This is a genomic window from Flavobacterium sp. Root901 (genome assembly GCF_001429765.1).
Lineage (GTDB): Bacteria > Bacteroidota > Bacteroidia > Flavobacteriales > Flavobacteriaceae > Flavobacterium.
Map to the genome: position 1 here is coordinate 233,419 of NZ_LMJB01000009.1, position 19,136 is coordinate 252,554.

General features: G+C 32.9%; 11 protein-coding genes. 1 reads left to right on the top strand and 10 read right to left on the bottom strand.

All coding sequences use genetic code 11. The features are described 5' to 3' along the window. Positions 1 to 138: 138 nt before the first annotated feature. The 6 genes from ffh to ASE21_RS18455 form a co-directional block, all read right to left on the bottom strand. Positions 139 to 1,491: a signal recognition particle protein gene (gene ffh, locus ASE21_RS18430; RefSeq protein ID WP_057124186.1), complete on the bottom strand. Its 1,353-nt coding sequence runs from the start codon at positions 1,489 to 1,491 to the stop codon at positions 139 to 141. A 306-nt stretch (positions 1,492 to 1,797) separates the two neighbouring features. Continuing rightward, positions 1,798 to 3,480, bottom strand: coding sequence for an MBOAT family O-acyltransferase (locus ASE21_RS18435; protein ID WP_057124187.1), 1,683 nt, complete (start codon positions 3,478 to 3,480; stop codon positions 1,798 to 1,800). 1 nt (position 3,481) lies between these two features. Then, entirely contained in the window at positions 3,482 to 4,810 is a 1,329-nt protein-coding gene (locus ASE21_RS18440; protein WP_242410304.1) for a GDSL-type esterase/lipase family protein, read from the bottom strand. Between the two features lie 82 nt (positions 4,811 to 4,892). Further along, positions 4,893 to 6,374 carry an SGNH/GDSL hydrolase family protein gene (locus tag ASE21_RS18445; protein ID WP_057124189.1) on the bottom strand — a complete coding sequence of 494 codons (1,482 nt, stop codon included), beginning with the start codon at positions 6,372 to 6,374 and terminating at the stop codon, positions 4,893 to 4,895. 318 nt (positions 6,375 to 6,692) lie between these two features. Next, positions 6,693 to 8,105, bottom strand: coding sequence for an HmuY family protein (locus ASE21_RS18450; RefSeq protein WP_057124190.1), 1,413 nt, complete (start codon positions 8,103 to 8,105; stop codon positions 6,693 to 6,695). 12 nt (positions 8,106 to 8,117) lie between these two features. After that, a complete protein-coding gene (locus ASE21_RS18455) occupies positions 8,118 to 10,271 on the bottom strand; it encodes a TonB-dependent receptor plug domain-containing protein (protein ID WP_057124191.1) in 2,154 nt (717 codons plus the stop codon). Between the two features lie 102 nt (positions 10,272 to 10,373). Here ASE21_RS18455 and ASE21_RS18460 point away from each other — a divergent pair, with 102 nt between their 5' ends. After that, positions 10,374 to 11,276, top strand: a complete 903-nt coding sequence (locus tag ASE21_RS18460; protein ID WP_057124192.1) for a DUF6607 family protein — start codon at positions 10,374 to 10,376, stop codon at positions 11,274 to 11,276. Positions 11,277 to 11,357: 81 nt separating this feature from the next. On the opposite strand, the gene ASE21_RS18465 is transcribed toward ASE21_RS18460, so the two are convergent. The 4 genes from ASE21_RS18465 to argS all read right to left on the bottom strand — a co-directional run bounded on the left by ASE21_RS18465 (position 11,358) and on the right by argS (position 18,888). Next, entirely contained in the window at positions 11,358 to 11,867 is a 510-nt protein-coding gene (locus tag ASE21_RS18465; protein WP_057124193.1) for a lipid-binding protein, read from the bottom strand. Between the two features lie 31 nt (positions 11,868 to 11,898). Beyond that, the gene (locus ASE21_RS18470; RefSeq protein WP_057124194.1) at positions 11,899 to 13,398 is read right to left on the bottom strand and encodes a SusD/RagB family nutrient-binding outer membrane lipoprotein; all 1,500 of its coding nucleotides are present in this window, start codon (positions 13,396 to 13,398) and stop codon (positions 11,899 to 11,901) included. A gap of 11 nt (positions 13,399 to 13,409) precedes the next feature. Next, the gene (locus ASE21_RS18475) at positions 13,410 to 16,628 is read right to left on the bottom strand and encodes a SusC/RagA family TonB-linked outer membrane protein (protein ID WP_057124195.1); all 3,219 of its coding nucleotides are present in this window, start codon (positions 16,626 to 16,628) and stop codon (positions 13,410 to 13,412) included. 481 nt (positions 16,629 to 17,109) lie between these two features. Next, on the bottom strand, positions 17,110 to 18,888 hold the full coding sequence (gene argS, locus ASE21_RS18480) for an arginine--tRNA ligase (RefSeq protein WP_057124196.1): 1,779 nt from the start codon (positions 18,886 to 18,888) through the stop codon (positions 17,110 to 17,112). Positions 18,889 to 19,136: the final 248 nt, after the last annotated feature.

A 19,136-nucleotide genomic window follows, 5' to 3' on the forward strand; every position in this document is an offset into this window, starting at 1 on the left:
ATTTCAGGTTTAAAAAGTTTTGTTTCAAGTTTTTTTGTTTCACGTTTCACGTTAAACTAAACTATAAATTCTTATCGAAAAAAGTTTCAAATTTCAGCCTCATAACTTGAAACCTGAAACTTGAAACTTTTAATTTTATTATCTCGGCATTCCGCCTGGCATTCCTTTCATACCACCCATCATTTTCATCAGATTTTTTCCGCCCGGACCCTGCATCATTTTCATCATCTTGCTCATTTGGTCAAACTGCTTCATTAACTGATTTACCTGCTCGACCTTAGTTCCCGAACCTTTTGCGATTCTGGCTTTTCTTTTTACGTCAATAATGGCAGGTTTGCTTCTCTCAATTGGCGTCATCGAGTAAATGATTGCTTCGATATGTTTGAAAGCATCATCTTCAATCTCTACATCTTTCATGGCTTTTGAAGCACCCGGAATCATTCCGACAAGGTCTTTCATATTACCCATTTTCTTTACTTGCTGAATCTGCGTAAGGAAATCATCAAAACCAAATTCGTTTTTAGCAATTTTCTTTTGAAGTTTTCTTGCTTCTTCTTCATCAAATTGTTCCTGAGCTCTTTCAACAAGGGACACAACGTCTCCCATTCCTAAAATACGCTCCGCCATACGGTCTGGATAGAAAACATCAATTGCTTCCATCTTTTCACCTGTACCAACAAATTTGATTGGTTTGTTTACAACTGATTTAATTGAGATTGCCGCTCCACCACGAGTATCACCATCTAACTTTGTTAAAATAACCCCATCAAAATTCAGGATATCGTTGAAAGCTTTTGCAGTGTTTACAGCATCCTGTCCTGTCATAGAGTCAACAACAAACAAAGTTTCCTGCGGCTGGATTGCTTTGTGTACACGTGCAATTTCGTCCATCATTTCCTGATCTACTGCCAAACGACCTGCAGTATCGACGATAACTACATTAAAACCGTTTGCTTTGGCGTGTTTAATTGCATTTTGAGCAATTTCTACAGGATTTTTATTTTCTGGTTCTGAGTATACCTCAACACCTATTTGATCTCCAACAACATGTAACTGGTTAATCGCCGCAGGACGGTAGATATCACACGCTACAAGAAGTGGTTTTTTATTTTTCTTGGTTTTTAAGAAGTTAGCTAATTTTCCTGAGAAAGTAGTTTTACCAGAACCCTGAAGTCCTGACATTAAAATAACGCTTGGATTTCCTGACAGGTTAACTCCCGCAACATCACCTCCCATTAATTCTGTCAGCTCATCTTTTACCAGCTTTACCAATAATTGTCCAGGCTGTAAAGTTGTTAATACATCCTGGCCAATTGCTTTTTCTTTTACTTTGGTTGTAAAATCTTTAGCAATTTTAAAGTTAACGTCGGCATCAAGTAAGGCACGACGAACTTCTTTTAAGGTATCGGCTACGTTTACTTCTGTAATTTTACCGTGTCCTTTTAATATATGGAACGCTTTATCTAACTTATCACTTAAATTATCAAACATACTATTTTCTTTATTTGAAGTGCAAAGATAATCTAATTAGATATTTCAGGCAATTTTTATTTAACTGCATTTTTGCCACGAAAGCGCTAAGACACAAAGTGATTTTTGCCATAAATAGCACTAATTTCTTGAATTATTTTTGTCTCCCGCAGATTTAGCAGATTGCGCTGATTTCTTTTATTATTGAATATAAAAAATATTGCGAAACGTTAAGAAACAAAAAAACTTGTGTCTTATCCCTTCGTGGCAAACAAAAAAGGCGCAAAGAAAAACATTTGCGCCTTTGAAATTTTATCCTTTGAACTTTTAGAATTGGAAATATATAAATGGTTGTGAGCCGGCAACTGCTGTTGCATACACGATCCAGTAAACAAATCCAAGAATTATTGCTTTTATTAATAGTGGTGTCTTGTCGAAAACCAGTTTCATTTTGCCTGTAATAACTTCCGGCAAGAAATGCCAAACGTATCCGAACAACATTAATAAAAAAACATTTTTATATCCTAAAATAATGGCTTTCCAGTTCTCCGGTTCAAAAGTTAACTGACCAATGTTATTAATTACCTGTAAAGCTGTTTCGAAATCCCGGGCACGGAAAAATATCCAGCAGAAAACCACAAAGTGAAATGTAATTAAAACAGAAAAAAATGTCCATAAGAAATTGCTTTTTCCGTCTTTTTTTGATGGAAAAAATTCCATAAATATTTTGTGAACCGCCAATGCTAATCCGTGAAGTGCTCCCCAAACAATAAACTGTGCTCCTGCTCCGTGCCATAAACCTCCTAAAAGCATTGTTGTAAACAAATTAAAATTGGTTACCAATGTCTGCTTTCTTTTGTTTGAAAGTAAAAATGACAAACAGAAAATTAAGATACTGCTAAAAGCCACAATTAACGGAATTATACTGGTTGTATAATTTGCCATTCCCCAAAGCAATAATCCAAAGAAGAACAAACTCGGAAATAAATATCCCGCAAACGAACCTTCTCTGTTTCCTCCTATTGAAATATACAGGAAGTCTTTTAGCCAGGTTGAAAGCGAAATGTGCCATCTTCTCCAGAAATCTGTAATTGATGTTGATTTATAAGGCGTTCTAAAGTTGGCCGGTAATTTAAATCCAAGCAATAAAGCAATTCCTATTGCCATATCTGAATATCCTGAAAAGTCACAGTAAATTTGAATTGCATATCCATAAGAAGCCATTAAATTTTCAAATGAGGTATAATTCATCGGCGTATCAAAAACACGATCGACAAAGTTTACCGAAATGTAATTTGAAATAACTGTTTTCTTTATTAATCCGCCAATAATCAAAAATAATGCATTGTTTACATCTTGTTTCGTAAGATTCAATTTTTGATAAATCTGCGGAAGGAAATCTTTTGCGCGAACAATTGGCCCGGCAACCAGCTGAGGAAAAAACGAAACAAAAAATAAATATTCAATATAATTTTTGGTTGGCTTAATTTCTTCACGATAAATTTCGATAATGTAACTCATCGACTGGAAAGTGTAAAACGAAATCCCGACCGGAAGAAAAATATCATGAAATTTAAAATTACCATTGAACATATCGTTATATGTCCCAATCATAAAATTCATGTATTTGAAATAACCCAGCAATCCTAAATTCAGGATTACGCTTATAACCAAATATATTTTTTTTGTACTGTCTTTTGTTTCTTTATAAATAATCTGGCTTAAACCATAATCTACTACTGAAGAAAGCAGTAAAAGTAAAAAGTAAACGCCGCTTGACTTATAATAAAAGAAAAGCGAGAAGAGAATCACATAGGTTAATCTCAAATAAAATGTTTTGCGCAAAAACCCATATACAAAATAAAAAACGAGAAATAATCCTAAGAATAAACCGGTATTAAATAATAGTTTTTCGTCTGGGTTATAAATAAACCAACTTTTAACCTGCTCTATTGTAATTGCACCAAAATTTTGGACTAACCAATTATTGATGTTATCTATTGTTGTCAACTTACTTTTTTAATTTAAAATTATCGTATGCTTTTAAAAATGCTTCAGAAAACAAATTTCCTTGTTTTTCGTATCCTTTTTTAGAATAATGAACCCAATCCGGACCAATTAATCCTGCAGATTTCAGGCTTCTTATTCCATCCATTCCGCCAAATTCATCGTATAAATCCCAAACTGCAAAACCATCTGTTTGTGCGATTTCGATAATTTGTTTCGCATAATCCTGAATAAATGTATTTGGTTTTTTTCTTAAAAGAGATGGAGGCGGCGTCATCACAATTATCGGAACATTTATATTCTGCGCTTTTATATTACTTATAAACTCTCTCAAATGTTTGATATAATTCCCTGATTCTAATTTTTCGTAACTTTCATTTGTTCCAAGAGAAAAAACCAGCATATCCGGATGTAACGCTTTTAATTGTTCAAAAAACAACGGATATTTATTATAATCTGAATATTTAGCACCGTTTACACCAATTCCGCTGTAAATTAAACCCGGAGCATCTTTTTCTAAAACAATTCCGTTTAACTCAAATTTTGAAGCACTTTTATTCGGAATCAAATAAATTTTATCTAAGGCTTTTTCCGAATTATAATAATGGGAATAAGAATCAGACTGTAAATCCAGAGATACAAATTCTGAAGTTTTAATATTTCTTGACTGTTTTTCGTTTGTTGGAATTTTCAATATTCTTCCTGCACGAATGTTATTTGATTTTAGCGAATTGGCTCTTTTTATTTCGGCAATTGAAACATTGTATTTGTCTGCAATTACAGAGATTGCTTCACCTTTTTTAATTTTATGTTTAATTATTTTTGGCTCGGTGGTTTCAATAAATTTGGTTTGAGACGCCGTAGACAAATCAAACATGTCTTCATTTTTTGGCGTTATAATCCGGATTGAATTAAACTTATAAGACGGATCTTTAATATTAAGCTCAAGTACAAACCCGCCGGTATCTCTCCAAAGTCCAATTCCGCTTAAACCAATCGGATAATTTCTAACCGGATAAATATTCTTGTAGGTTTCCCAAACTCTGTTACAGCGAAAACGCTCATTGTAAGATCCGTTTGTTTTGGCCAATTGATACGGAAAAACTAATCCACGTCCGGCATTACCAAATTTTTGCTGCAAATTTTTTCTAATCTCATTGGTCATCAAATCTCCCTGAATATGAGAATCTCCAATATGAACAATATTTACCTTTTGACTGCTGCTGCCCTCATTATCCTTTAATTTCTTAAAAAGACTTTCCAGCACTTTTGCATTATAAATATTATTTCCTGAATTAGATTCGAATGTTACTGAATCAGTTTTTCTAACCATGTTTTTAATTATTGGAGGTGAGACAGGATCTTGCGGTTTATCGTTTGTTGAGAAAAAAAGACAACAAAAGAACATAATAAGTTTATTCATTTACGCTATCTTTTTTTACAGAAATGGAATCTGTTTTGGGTTTTCTGTTTACTTTTGGTTTCACAACAGTTTCACGTTTTTCCCGTAAAACTTTATATTGTTCATATCCTTTATTTAACTGACTGTATAATAAATTTCCAATTACTTTTGCGCCTCTTTGGTTAAAATGCGTGTAGTCTTTATTTGCTTTTGCCGGAGATTCATCTACCCATTTTACCATCGATCCGTCACCGCCCATTAAAGTATATAAATTTACAAATCCGGACTCGGTTTCTAATGCATATTTTTTCTGTGCTTTCATTAAAGGAACAACTGCTGAATCTGTTTTCATTTCTAAATCATACTTGGTCGATTTATCAGCTGTTGAAACAATTAAAATAGAAACGCCGGGAAATGATTCTTTTATTTTGTTTACTGTTTTGGTCATTCCTTTTTCGTACCAAAAATAATTTTTAGTGCCGTAATTCAATACATTCGTTCCATAATGAAGTATGATTAAGTCGTATTTCAGGTTATTATTGAAAGCCTGCATTACATTGGCATCAAACATTGAAATTGGCAATCCGGAGTTTCCTCTTTGAGAAAAATTATCAACATGAACTCCACTTCCGTTATCGAAATTAAATCCATAAATTGGAATTGAATCTGCGTGGATGAAATTTGCTTTAAAACTTTTTATACTTCCGGAAGTAACTTTTAAGCTGTTTACCAAATTATTTGGAGAAAGGGTTTTACGAAGTGTATCTTTTCCTATGATAAAATTGACACTTCCTTTTTTTGAAGATTTTCCATAAAACAATGTCGGATTATCTAATGATGTAGAATATTTGTTTGGTCCGGCTTCGTACTGCACCCAGGTTGTATTGGCTTTATCATTTGCAAAAAACACATGTCCGTTTACGCCAAAAGGACTTATAGGTCTTTTGACATTTAAGTAAGATTGTGTTTTCCAGTTTTTAGAAAATAATGTTTTTACAGAACCTCTTGATGCTGATGATTCTGAGATTATCGAAACAAATCCTACTCCATTTCCTCCAAAACGCTCCTGATAATTCATACGAACATCTTGTACGATTAAATCTCCATCTGTCATAGAGTCTCCATAATAAGCGATTCTGACATGGTTTTGCGGATTTTGTTCAAGCTGATATAATTTTTCATAAAAAGAAATCAGGTATTGGTATCCTTTGTAATTATCGAATGTTTCTGATGGAAATTCGATTCCTTCAGAAGCATCGTAAACAATTTTCTGCTGACCTAATTTACGCTCGCTTTCCTCGATGCTGTCACTTTTTAACGATAAAGAATCTTTTGCTACAGATTCCAGAAGCATACTGTCGATCAGTACATTTTTGGAATCTACTTTGCTATCCGAAAAAATTTTATTTGGCAAAACTTGTTTAAACCCAATAAAAGCAACAAATGCCAATGCAACAATCGCAAAAGACTGAAAAAAATAAGATTTTGTATTCACTTACTAATTATAAATTTGAAGAAGAGAATTAGAAAGACTTTAAAATTCCTGTTAATTCCCAATATAAAAACACGTGCAAAGATAAAATTAAAGATTCATTTTCAATTCATTTTAACAATAAGAAAACAAAAAAAAGAGGTTAGATAAATCTAACCCCTAAATCAAAAAAAATAAAAAAAACAAAGCTAATGATTAACTAATTTTTACTTGTTGTTATTTAAAAATAACTCTTAAAAACAAAGAGTAATTTTCTTCATGTTTAAATGAATTATCAGTAAAAAATAACCCCGAATAATAATATTCGAGGCTATAATTATTTTATTTTAATATAGCGTATTGAAAAGTTGGATGACCTCTTTCAAGATTAACTAGTGCGCCACCTGTAAATTTTAATTTGTAATAGTTTCCAGCTGGATCTTTTACTACATAGAAACGATCTGTTTTAAGAACGAATTGAGACACAGGGATTCCTCCTGCACCTGGAGCACTAGTACTTCTCCAGTTCGAACCAATATTTCTCTGATCTGCTGTAAATTTAGTGTTATCTACATTTGCTAATGTAAAGTTATCATATGTAGTTGTCTCAGTAACTAAAACCTGATATGTTTGTGCTCCGCCTTTAGTATTGTTAACTACAAAATCCGGGTAGAAATATGGTGTTGGTACTGCACCGGGAATAATATTTGTAAATGTTGTGAAGTTAATATCCCATTGCGCTTTCTGCGGCTCAACACTTACTGTTTTATTATCGATTAAGCTAAAGAAAGTAAAGTTGTAAGCTGCATTTTTAGTAACCACAACTTCTTGGTGAGTTGTTGCTGCGATGTCAGCAAACTGAACTTTATAGTCGTTTCCGCTTCTTAAAATTCTAACTTTTTTCCATCCTCTTGCTTCTCCTCCAACTGACCCTTCTTTTCCTAAAACCGGAGCTGCGTCAGCAGGTTTGTTACCTAAGTATAATAAGTATACTTTATTGTTTGCATCTGTAGCTGAAACTTCAGCAATTGTAGTTTTTGTAATATCTCCTGTTGGATCATCGATTTGAGTGGCATCTCCACTTCCCTGGTTTATAATCATAGCATCATCAGCAACTTGTACTTCATCGATGTTAGTAGTAGCTAATTGTTTAGCAGACATTTTAACTGAATTGTTTAATACTACTCTAAAATCAGCTCCTGAATAGAATGCTAATTCCCAAGAATTTCTTAAAGCTTTTGTCATTGTTCCACTGCTTAAATCAACATAAACCTGATTTGGTTCTAATGGTCCTCCAACTTCAGCAGCTAAAGCATTTCCTAAAGAAGCAGTTTGGTTAAAGTTTACCTGAATAGATTTATTCTCAGCAATTGTAGCATTGATAGTAGCACTTGTGATAGTGAAAACTACATTTTTAACCTGACCTTCAATAGCATCTACTAACTTATTAAAATTAAAAGTTACAGAAGATACATTTTTAGCAAAAGGTATCGCTACAGTTTTCCCACTAGCAGCCGGTAAAGTAGTAAAATCAGTTCCGCTTACAACAGCAGTCTCAACAAAAGAAACAGTTACAGTTCCAGCTTCAGCTGTTGGAGAAGCAAATTTTATCTCAATTGGCGTAGTCGCCGCTGATAAATTCAATGAAGTAGATGCAAATGCGATTGAATTCGCAGCAGGTGCATCATCATCACTATTACAGGCCGTAAAAGCAAGTAAAACAAAAGAAAGAATTAAAATAAGATTTTTTTTCATGGTATTTATATATTAATTAAAATTTAGGTTATACGTAAGTTTAAGAAAGTAAGACCGCCCATATCCAAGCAATAAATCAGAGCTTCCTGATCCATGTGCCCCGCCTGTCGAGCCTCCGCCATTTTGAGTAATCTGAACATTTTTTATATCGAACAGATTTCTGGCTCCAAGTGTTATTTCAAATTGATTTTTAAAAAATAATTTTCGAACTGAAGCATCCATCCAACTGTATGGTTTTATTTCATTCAAAAAGAATTTAGCACTACCATCTGTATCAGTTCCAGCTTCAAATTGCTGTTGTTTTCCGTTGTATTTATAATAAAGCGCAAACAAGGTATTCCATTTAGGAATATTGTATGAAATACTGGAATTTAAGTTTAAGGAATACAAGAATTTATCATCAGAAGTGAGCTCTAAAGCTGCCAGATCAATTTTACGTGAAACTCCAACCAGAGCAGCTCCAACTTTTACATTCCAGTTTTTATAAGCATACTGCTCTGTGGTTGAGATATTCCACATTTTGTATTTATTGATGTTTATGTACTTATAAAGTGAAGTAGGCTTTGTTTGTGTCAATACCATATCAATTCTGTCATCTACATCCATAAAAGTGACAGCAAGATTATTGGCTATTTGTGCACCTGAGTCAAAACTGCAAGTTCTTTTAAAACTCACTTCATATGAAGTACTGTTTTCCGGAACTAAATCAGGGTTTCCTTGTAAATTGTGATTAGAATCTACAAAATAGGTATAAAGTTCATCAAAATTGGGTGTGCGATATGATTTTCCAAGTGAGGCTCTGGCTTCTAATCCTTTTTTGAAAAGGTATCTTAAACCTAAAGAACTTGCGTACTGATCTTTAAAAGTTGATTGAATGGAATAACGAAGTCCTGGTCGAATTGAAAATTTATCTGACAAGTTAATTTCTGCAACACTAAAAATATCATAATTTTCCAGTCTCTTTCTAACATCAACAGATTGTAATGCATTGTCTAAAAAAGTTCCTGCAGAGCCACTATAAAAACCATTTTCATTTGTAATTTCATATCCTAATTGAAAATCTACTTTTTTACTGTTAAAAAAATTACTTAGTGTTCCTGTAGAATAGAGTACTTCTTTAGATTGATATGTAAATCTGAAATTATTAAACTCCTGTTTAGTTTCCATTTGATAATTAAACAGTTCAGCATCTCTTTCCTGTTTTTGGTGTGAAAGAGAAACGTTATAATTTAATTGAGAAAAAAGCTTTCCGTTTGCATTTAAATGATGGTAGTAACGATTTGTAATATACCGTTTATCTCTTGCGAAATAAGTTTCAGGAAAAGGATAATTATCCTCCGGAACTAATATTGGACTATAAAAATCTACATTTTCTCCGTAATAATCGAATTTGTAAAAAATTCTGAAATTATTTTTATGATAACCTAACATAGCATTTCCTACCAATTGCTCTTTTGGCAGCCAGCTATATCCTCTCAGACCATCATTTACACTATAATCTTTTCCTTTTTTATTATCATAAAATCCGTCAAAATCATTTCGATTACCACCAATATTGACAAACCAGTTTTCATTAAAATTGTGAGCAAGTTTTGCTGCCTGAATATGACGTCCTTTATCGGAAAGTGAATATTCATTTCCTACGGTTTCTTCCTGAACTGTAGCGTTTATCTCCCACTTATGTCCTGCTCCTTTTTTAGTGATAATGTTTAGAATTCCACTGACAGCATTTGCACCATGCGTCACTCCCATTGAACCTTCAATAATTTCGATGCGTTCAACATCATCAAGGTTTACCTGAGTTAAATCAACATTTGTCCCCATACCGGTATCACTAACTAAAGGGATATTATCAACTAAGATTTTAAAATATTGAGAGTCTAATCCAAACATTGAAACGGTAGATCGGCCATCGCTTCCGCTATTCTTAACCGTAATGTTTAAATATTGATTCAACACATCTGAAAGATTATTTGCTGCTAACTGTTTAATATCCTCTTTAGAAATAACCCGAACATTAAATACCGATTTCTTTATAGACTGCGGTTCGAATTGGCCTGTAACAACAACTTCAGAAAGTTTTTCTCGTGATACAATAGTATCTTTTTGCTGGGCAAAAGAAATGTAGCAGGAAAGTACAGTAAAAAGGAGTAATTTTATTTTCATTATTTTTATTCAGTCTTAATAATCCATGCAAATATATAACTATTTTTAATTATTCTAAATTAAATTTATATATTTGCCGAAATTTAAAACAAACAATAAGTTATGATTTCAAAAAGCCTTTTTTTGTCAGCCGCTGTGGCTTTAACATGTAGTCTTGGTTTTAGTCAGGACAAGAAACAACAAGACATAAAATCGATTAAATCTATGTGCGGTTGTTATGAAGTGAAGTTTAATTTCACAGAAACATTCTCATATCCAAAAGATTCACTTACTTATAAACCATCAGAAACAAAACATGAATCTGCTTTAGAATGGGTAGAATTAATTGAAGATACTCCTAACAAAATCTCAATGCAGCATTTACTTATTGTAAGTGATGACATGATTATCAAACACTGGAGACAAGATTGGTTGTATGAGAACACAGACTTATACTCATTTGACAAAGGAACTAGCTGGAAATATAAAAAATTAGATAAAAAAGCCGTAAAAGGGCAATGGACTCAAAAAGTTTATCAGGTAGATGACAGTCCTCGATATGAGGGTTCTTCAACCTGGGTACATGTTGACGGACAGGATTACTGGACAAACGTTGCCGATGCTCCACTTCCTAGAAGAGAGCAGACAAAACGTAATGATTATAATGTTTTAAAAAGAAGAAATATTCACGAAATTACTGCTACAGGATGGAATCACGAACAGGATAACGACAAACTTATTCGTGATGACGCAGGAAAAGATGTTTTATTAGCTCAGGAAAAAGGATTTGACGTTTACACTAAAGTTGCAGACATTAAATGTATCGCTGCTCAAAAATGGTGGAAAGAAAATAATGCACTTTGGAAAAATGTTCGTGACAAATGGCAGACTCTTTTTGACAGACATAAAGACTTAAATTTAGAAGCTAAAGTTGACAGAAAAGCTCTTTATTCTCTTTTGTTTGATTTAAAACCAACTGCAACAAAAACAGAATCTGATGCAATTATCGACAAATTCGTAAAATAAAAATGTTTGTGTTAGTTGTAAAAAAGCCGATAATTTAAAATTATCGGCTTTTTTTATTCAATTAATATTTTACAGGACAAATTAATATTCATCTTCTTTAAAACCAGTTCGTTTTGTACCTACATAATCGTATTTAACGCCTGGCTCATTACTATATTCCACAGTAAATGAGATTTTATCAACAGTATGTCCGCCTCTTGATATGCCTCCCATTTTTTCAATTTTGCCATTTGTAATTGTAACGGTTTTATTCGGTTGTCTTAAATTAGCTGTATTAACATCAGAACCAAAATCTCCATTATTCATATTTATAGAATACTTTGCTTTTAATAATTGAGATGTAGGCTTCGTTTGCGACAATCCATTATCATCAATGAACATTGTATTATCATTAGCTGAAGTATTATAGGTTGAAAATCTGATAAATTTATTTACGCCCTGTACTTTAACATTAATAAACCAGTCACCTGCAAAGTCTTGGGTTGTTGTTCCTCCAGCCTCTGGATTTCCACCTTCATCGCACGAAGCAAATGAAATAGAAATAAGGATTCCAAAGAATATTCTAATTATATTATATTTTAAATTTTTCATTGTTTTAATTTTAATTCCATTTAAATACTGATTACTTATTCCACCAAATTTTAGTTGTGGTACTCAATAATTCCGGAGTATTTGCATTATAACTTCTTTCAGATAAAGGATAAGGAATTCTCTTTGGAAAAGTACCATACGGCACTACTACATCCGGACTTGCAGAAAAAGCAAATTGACCTCCTATATAAGTCGAAATGTTTTGTGGCACTGGAGAAGTTTTTGGATAATCTGTTCTGTTTTTTTCAAAGAAAGCTTCAAATCCGTTTTCAGGAAAACTAGCCACCCATTTCTGAACAATGATTGCTTCTAATTTTTGCTCAAAAGTACCCGCAGCCGGATAAGCATATGCACCACTAATAAAACTATTTGCTGTTGAAGCGTCTAAACCATTTTTCTTAAAATTTTCAACTATTGCTGCATCATATTTTGCTTTCCCGCTTTGGTTTATTCTTTCTAATGCCTCTGCCTGCAAAAACAAACTTTCTTCATATGACATTAAATAAACTGGCTTTTGAGATCCATTATAGATCACATCCGGGATAGATGCTGCAATTGGACCTTTTGTATATCCTAAACTTGGATTTGCATCATAATTCCCCTGATCCTGAAAAACATAAGCCTTCGGATCAGTGCTTGCAGGATTCCAATATACAAAAGGGTTCATTCTTGGATCAGCATTATTAGTTAAAAACTGCCCCAGAGTTTTACTCAATCTTATATTTGTCCTTGTATTTAATTTATAATTAAACTCATATAAAGGATTTTCATAATTTGGTGAACCAGTAAAATTAGACTCCGCTGCATCAGTATCTAAAAACGAAACATTTGGATCATGTAATAAAGCTGCTATCCCATTGTCTGAAACGGTTTTATTTTTTTCTGATTGTCTGATGTAAATTTTCAATTTCAAGGTGTTGGCGAATTTCTTCCATTTTTCCATTTTCCCCAGAAAAACAAAATCATCTTTACCGGGAACTGATCCTTTTGATGACTTCAAATCTTTTGAAAGTGCCTCATCCAAATCTTTAATCATTAATTGATATACTTCTTGTCCCGTATTAAATTTTGGAGTAAGTATTTTTGGGTTACATGCTTCTGTGTATGGAATATCACCATAAAAATCTGTCATTACCTGAGATGCCTGAACATATAAGGTAGTCGCAATTAAATAATAGTTCCAATTTTCTTCGGCCAAAGCTTTTCTTTGCACTGCCTTTATATCATTAAGAGCATCATACATAGCAGTCCATGCATAATTGTAATCGTTTGTAGTGATTGTATAAGAATCTATGTTCCTAAATTGATTTGCTCCCGAAGATTGTGTGTAATATTGTGCCCAAAATCCTCCTATAATAGACAGTATTCCGCCTTCAGTACCAACTACTCCAATAATCCCCGCAGGAAGTTGAGTAGCTAACGGAGTTGTTTCCGGAGTTAAAAGATCTGGATCTTTATTAATGTCAAGATCAGTACTACATCCTATAAATGTAGTTGATAAAATAAGTATAGATATGATAATTTTTTTCATTTTATTTACTTTTAGAATGTTACTTTAAGACTTGCCCCATAAGATCTTTGAGAAGGGTTAGTTGCAAATTCTCCGGCTTCACTCAATAAACCGTCTCCATAAGTTGACAATTCCGGGTCTACGTAAGGATTTGCCTTAGGCGTCCACATAAAAAGATTTTTTCCATATAAACTTAGATTTGCATTTGCTACTTTTATTTTTTTAGTAAATGATGATGGCACATTATATGATAAAAATATATCTCTTAAACGGATAAATGTTTTGTCAATAACATGACCCGCTTCTATACCAGGGTTTGATGATGTATTCCAAAAACTAGTTACTTTGCTCGTTGTCATTGGTGTTGTATTTTCTGCATAAGTTATGTTTCCTGCCGCGTCTTTAACTTCTACTACAGAATTCGGGATGATATAGGTATTTCTATCATTATATGTTGTTTCAATTCCATTACCTGAAAATTCATTTATCCTTTTTGTATAAGAATACATTTCACCTCCTTGTTTCCAGTCGAAGCTACACCCTAATGTGAAGTTTTTATATTTAAAATTGTTTTTTAATCCCATAACAAAATCTCTTTGGGATGTTCCAACATTACTTTGATCAGCATTAATTGCATAGTATCCCGTTGAAGAAGAAACAATTGGTCGACCGTCAGGGGTTAATTTAGGAGTAAAAGCAGTAAACATACCAAGAGGCTGTCCTTTCTCAGCTACAAAATTAACTCCGTACATCGATGCTAAAGTCAATTTATCCAGTCCATAAGCGATATCAAGAACTTTTGAACTGTTTTTAGAGAATGTAGTTGTGAAATCCCATTGAAAATCTTTCACTTTGACAGGAACAATATTTAACACAACTTCAATTCCTCTATTCTGAAGATCCAATATATTATCTGTTTGTGAAGTAAATCCAGTTGAAGCAGCCAATGGTCTTGAGAATAATAAATCAGTTGTTTTTTTATCATACACGGAAACATCTAAGTTGATTCGTTTTTTATAGAAATTACTTTCAAAACCTAATTCATATTCTCGTGTTCTTTCTGGTTTAAGATTAGGATTTCCTAAGTTTCCGGATAATTCATATCCGTTTACACCACCAATAGGAAGAAAAATGTTTCCAAATCCTAAAGCTGCATTTGCCGGAATCATGGAATTACTTGTTTGATAATAACCTGTATCGTTTCCAATAGAAGCCACACTAGCTCGTAATTTGATAAAATGAGCTGTGTTATCCAGAACAATTCCACTTACACTTAAAGAAGGATAAAAGTATGAGTTTTTCCCTCGAGGTAAGGTTGACGTCCAGTCGTTTCTGCCAGTTAAGGTTACATAAAGTTTCTCCTTATAAGAAGCTTCAACTGATGCGAAAACTCCATAACTTCTTCTTAAATAATCATCTTGCACAACAATAGGTGACAATATTGAGTTAGATAATTCATAAAAGTTAGGGACGTCTAAGTTTGTAACGGAAGCTTTTAATGAAGATCCGCTTCTTTCGTTTGTATTAAATCCAACCATGGCATTTAGGTTAAAATCTTTTCCAATTGGAGAAGTATAAGCTAAATTGAAGTTCGTATCTGTTTCAATATTTTCTGCTGTTTTTTCTGTTACGCCTCCAACAGCTGGTGCTTTCCCATTATCAGCATTTGCTGATCCTGGCAGATAATTCATTATGGCTCCGTATGATTTTATTTTCTCATTTCTGTAATCACCCCCTACTTGATAAGTTGCAGTAAGTTTATCAGTAATTTTGTAACTTAAATTAACATTACCAAAAAAACGGTTTCCTTTTATCTTTGTAGAATTCTCCTCTAAATCAAAATATGGATTGTTTACGTAAGGAGAGTAAAGGTCACTTGGTGTATTATATGGATTATTAATATAATCTTTTAATCCGACAATATTAATATCTCTGGGAGTCTGCGCTAATGCCTGTGCAACTGTACCACCTTCTGTACCGCCCTGACCAGTATTTACTACATTTTGATTTTTATTGATGTAATTTATACTGGTTCTCACTGTAAATTTATTTGCCGAAATACCCGCATTTAATCCTATAGTATTTCTTTTATAAGCATCTGCAGTGGTAGGGAAAATACCATCTGAATCAACAGTTGAAAAATTTAATGAGAAATTTGAATTTTCACCTCCACCGCTTACACGAATACTATTTGTAAACGTAGTTCCTGTAGTATAAAAATCTTTTATATTGTTTGGTAGTGCAGCATATGGTTTAGTTTGCTGTACTCCATTAATAATAGCGCCCCATGGTCTTACTTCTCCATTAAATCTGGCTCCCCATGAACCATTTTCATTACTTGCGTTATTATCAGCATTTGCTGCTCCAGACCATGAAGAATAAGAAAGACCATTCCATCCTTGTCCAAAATCATTTTGCAAATGAGGAACTCTTGCTACTTGGTTAAAATCTGTTGAAGTTAAAAAATCGATACTTATTTTTGATTTGTTTTTAGCTGATTTTGTTGTAATTAAAACAACACCATTTGCAGCTCTGGAACCATACAATGCAGATGCAGCAGCTCCTTTTAGGATAGTCATGCTTTCTATATTATTAGGATCTAAGTCACTTATTCCATTTCCTGCATCAAAACTTCTAGTGCTGTTTATTTTTCCATCAGCAGTTGTTCCTCCTCCATTACTGCTGTTATTGATTGGTGTCCCATCAACTACATATAACGGACTGCTGTTTGACAGTGAATTGAATCCTCGAATAATAACTTTTGATGAGGCACCAGCTTGGGCGGGAGTAGTTATATCCGCTCCTGCAACTTTTCCTGATAATGATTCAAATACATTAACATTTGCAACATCTGTAAGGTCTTTAGCACTTACACTTGTCGTTGCATAACCTAAGGATTTTTTCTGTTTTTTTATGCCCATTGCTGTGGTTACAACAACGCCTTCCAACTCTTGAGCGCCTGCATCAGCCATTCTTACATTAATAACAGAAGAACTTACATTTATCTCCTGAGTTTTCATCCCAATGTAGGAAAATACCAAAACCTGAGACGAGGAAGCTTTAATGGAATATTTACCATCCATGTCAGTTTGAGTTCCTAATTTAGTTCCTTTTAATAAAACGCTAACACCCGGAAGTGGTATTCCTGCGTTATCTGATACAATTCCTGATATTGTTCTCTCCTGTGCAAAAAATAAATGCGTGGTAAGAATAAATATCAGAACTAACATCCCTTTAATTTTTCTTTTCATTATAGTTTATTTGAATTAAGGGGCGCAACTTATAAAATTAAATTAATTTTAACAAGAATTTATTTCTTTTTAACAATAATAAATATAATATATTTCTTATAAATTAATTATTTGAAATAAAAAAACCGTCTAAAGTACTTAGACGGTTTACAATCCTTATTATTTCTTACTAATCGGGTACTAATTCAAAATAGTTAAAAAATGAATATAGGAAAATATCTTTACGATGATATGAGAATCAACAAACAAATTCAATGTAAAACACAATATGTCAATGCTTTAAAAATAAATTACTATGCAATTATAATTATTATGACAAATTGATTTTGCAAAATTAACATGAATAATCCTTAATATAAAAACATTAACAGTATTTAACGTAAATATGTCTTATTTTAATACTTTGTACTTTTTAGGGGATTTTATAAAAAAAGAAGCCGATAGTAAACTATCGGCTTCTTTTTTTTAAATTTTAATATTCTTACATTCTTTCCGGAACTTCAATTCCAAGTAAACTAAAAGCCGACTTAATAACTTCTGCAACTTTTTGCGAAAGCTGTACTCTAAAAATCTTTTTTGTTAAATCGACTTCACCCAGTATATGTACAGATTGATAAAATGAATTGTATTCTTTTACTAAATCATATGTGTAATTTGCAATTAATGCAGGACTATGGTTTTGCGCCGCATTTTGAATTACTTCCGGGAAAAGTTCTATTTGTTTTACGAGTTCTTTTTCTTTTTCATGCAACTCTTCAATATTTGTTTTTGCAGAAAAATCAAAATCGGCTTTACGAATAATGGATTGAATTCTGGCATACGTATATTGAATAAACGGACCTGTATTTCCGGCAAAGTCAACTGACTCTTCAGGATTAAACAAAATACGTTTTTTAGGATCTACTTTTAAAATGTAATATTTCAAAGCACCAAGACCGATTGTTTTATACAATTTTGCTTTCTCTTCTGCAGAATAGCTGTCTAATTTTCCTAAATCTTCAGAAATTTGTTGGGCTGTATCTGTCATATCCTGCATCAAATCATCAGCATCTACCACAGTTCCCTCACGGCTTTTCATTTTTCCGGAAGGTAAATCAACCATTCCATACGACAAATGATATAAACTCGAAGCCCAGTCAAAACCTAATTTTTTAAGAATTAAAAACAAGACTTTAAAGTGATAATCCTGTTCATTACCAACTGTATAAACCATTCCTCCAACATCTGGCATATCTTTTACACGCTGAATTGCAGTTCCAATATCCTGTGTCATATAAACGGCAGTTCCGTCAGAACGCAAAACAATTTTGCGATCCAGGCCTTCATCTGTCAAATCAATCCAGACTGAACCGTCCGGATCTTTTTCAAAAACCCCTCGGTCCAGACCTACCTGAACCACATCTTTTCCTAATAAATAGGTATTGCTTTCGTAATAGTATTTATCAAAATTAACTCCCAGATTATTGTAAGTAGTTGCAAAACCCTCATAAACCCATTCGTTCATCATTTTCCAAAGTTCAATCACTTTTTCATCTCCGGCTTCCCATTTTTTAAGCATGTCCTGGGCTTCAATAATAATCGGAGCTTGTTTTTTTGCTTCTTCTTCGGTTTTACCAGTTTCTATTAATTGATTAATCTCAGCTTTATAGGCTTTATCAAACTCAACATAATATTTCCCGACTAGTTTATCTCCTTTTAAATTGGAACTTTGGGGAGTTTCTCCTTTTCCAAATTTTTCCCAGGCCAGCATCGATTTACAAATGTGGATTCCACGATCATTTATGATCTGTGTTTTATAAACTTTTTTACCCGATGCTTTTAAAATTTCTGCAACAGAATAACCGAGTAAATTGTTACGAACGTGTCCTAAATGCAAAGGTTTATTTGTATTTGGTGAAGAATATTCGACCATAACAGCCTTATCTTCCGGACTTGGAGCTACATAACCAAATTTTGTATTGTCTTTAATATCATTAAAGAAATCTAGATAGTAACTATCAGAAATAACAATATTCAAAAAACCCGAAACTACATTGAAACGAGCAACTTCAGAAACATTTTCTACCAGATAATTTCCAATTTTATTTCCTAATTCTGCAGGATTGCTTTTTATCACTTTCAATAAAGGAAAAATAACCATTGTGATATCGCCCTCAAACTCTTTTCTGGTAGTCTGAAACTCGATTTTATCAACTGAAACATCAAATAATGCTTGTATTGCTTTTTGTATAGAAGGTGTAAGAATTTGTGATAATGACATGTAAACTTATTTTAAAGTGAGCAAAGATACTGCTTATTCATCAATTAGAGAAAATGAAAAAGATATAAAATTATGCAATACTGCAAGAATTTCTTAAAAAACGATTTGTTTTGAATGTTAAAATTATCAAAATATCAAAACACTAATTACCTATAAAACAGAACTTCCGAAAAAAATAAAAAGTTTTTTTTAGTTTTCCTGTAACATAACGACAACAAAATAGTCTTAATAGAGACTTTAAATTTATT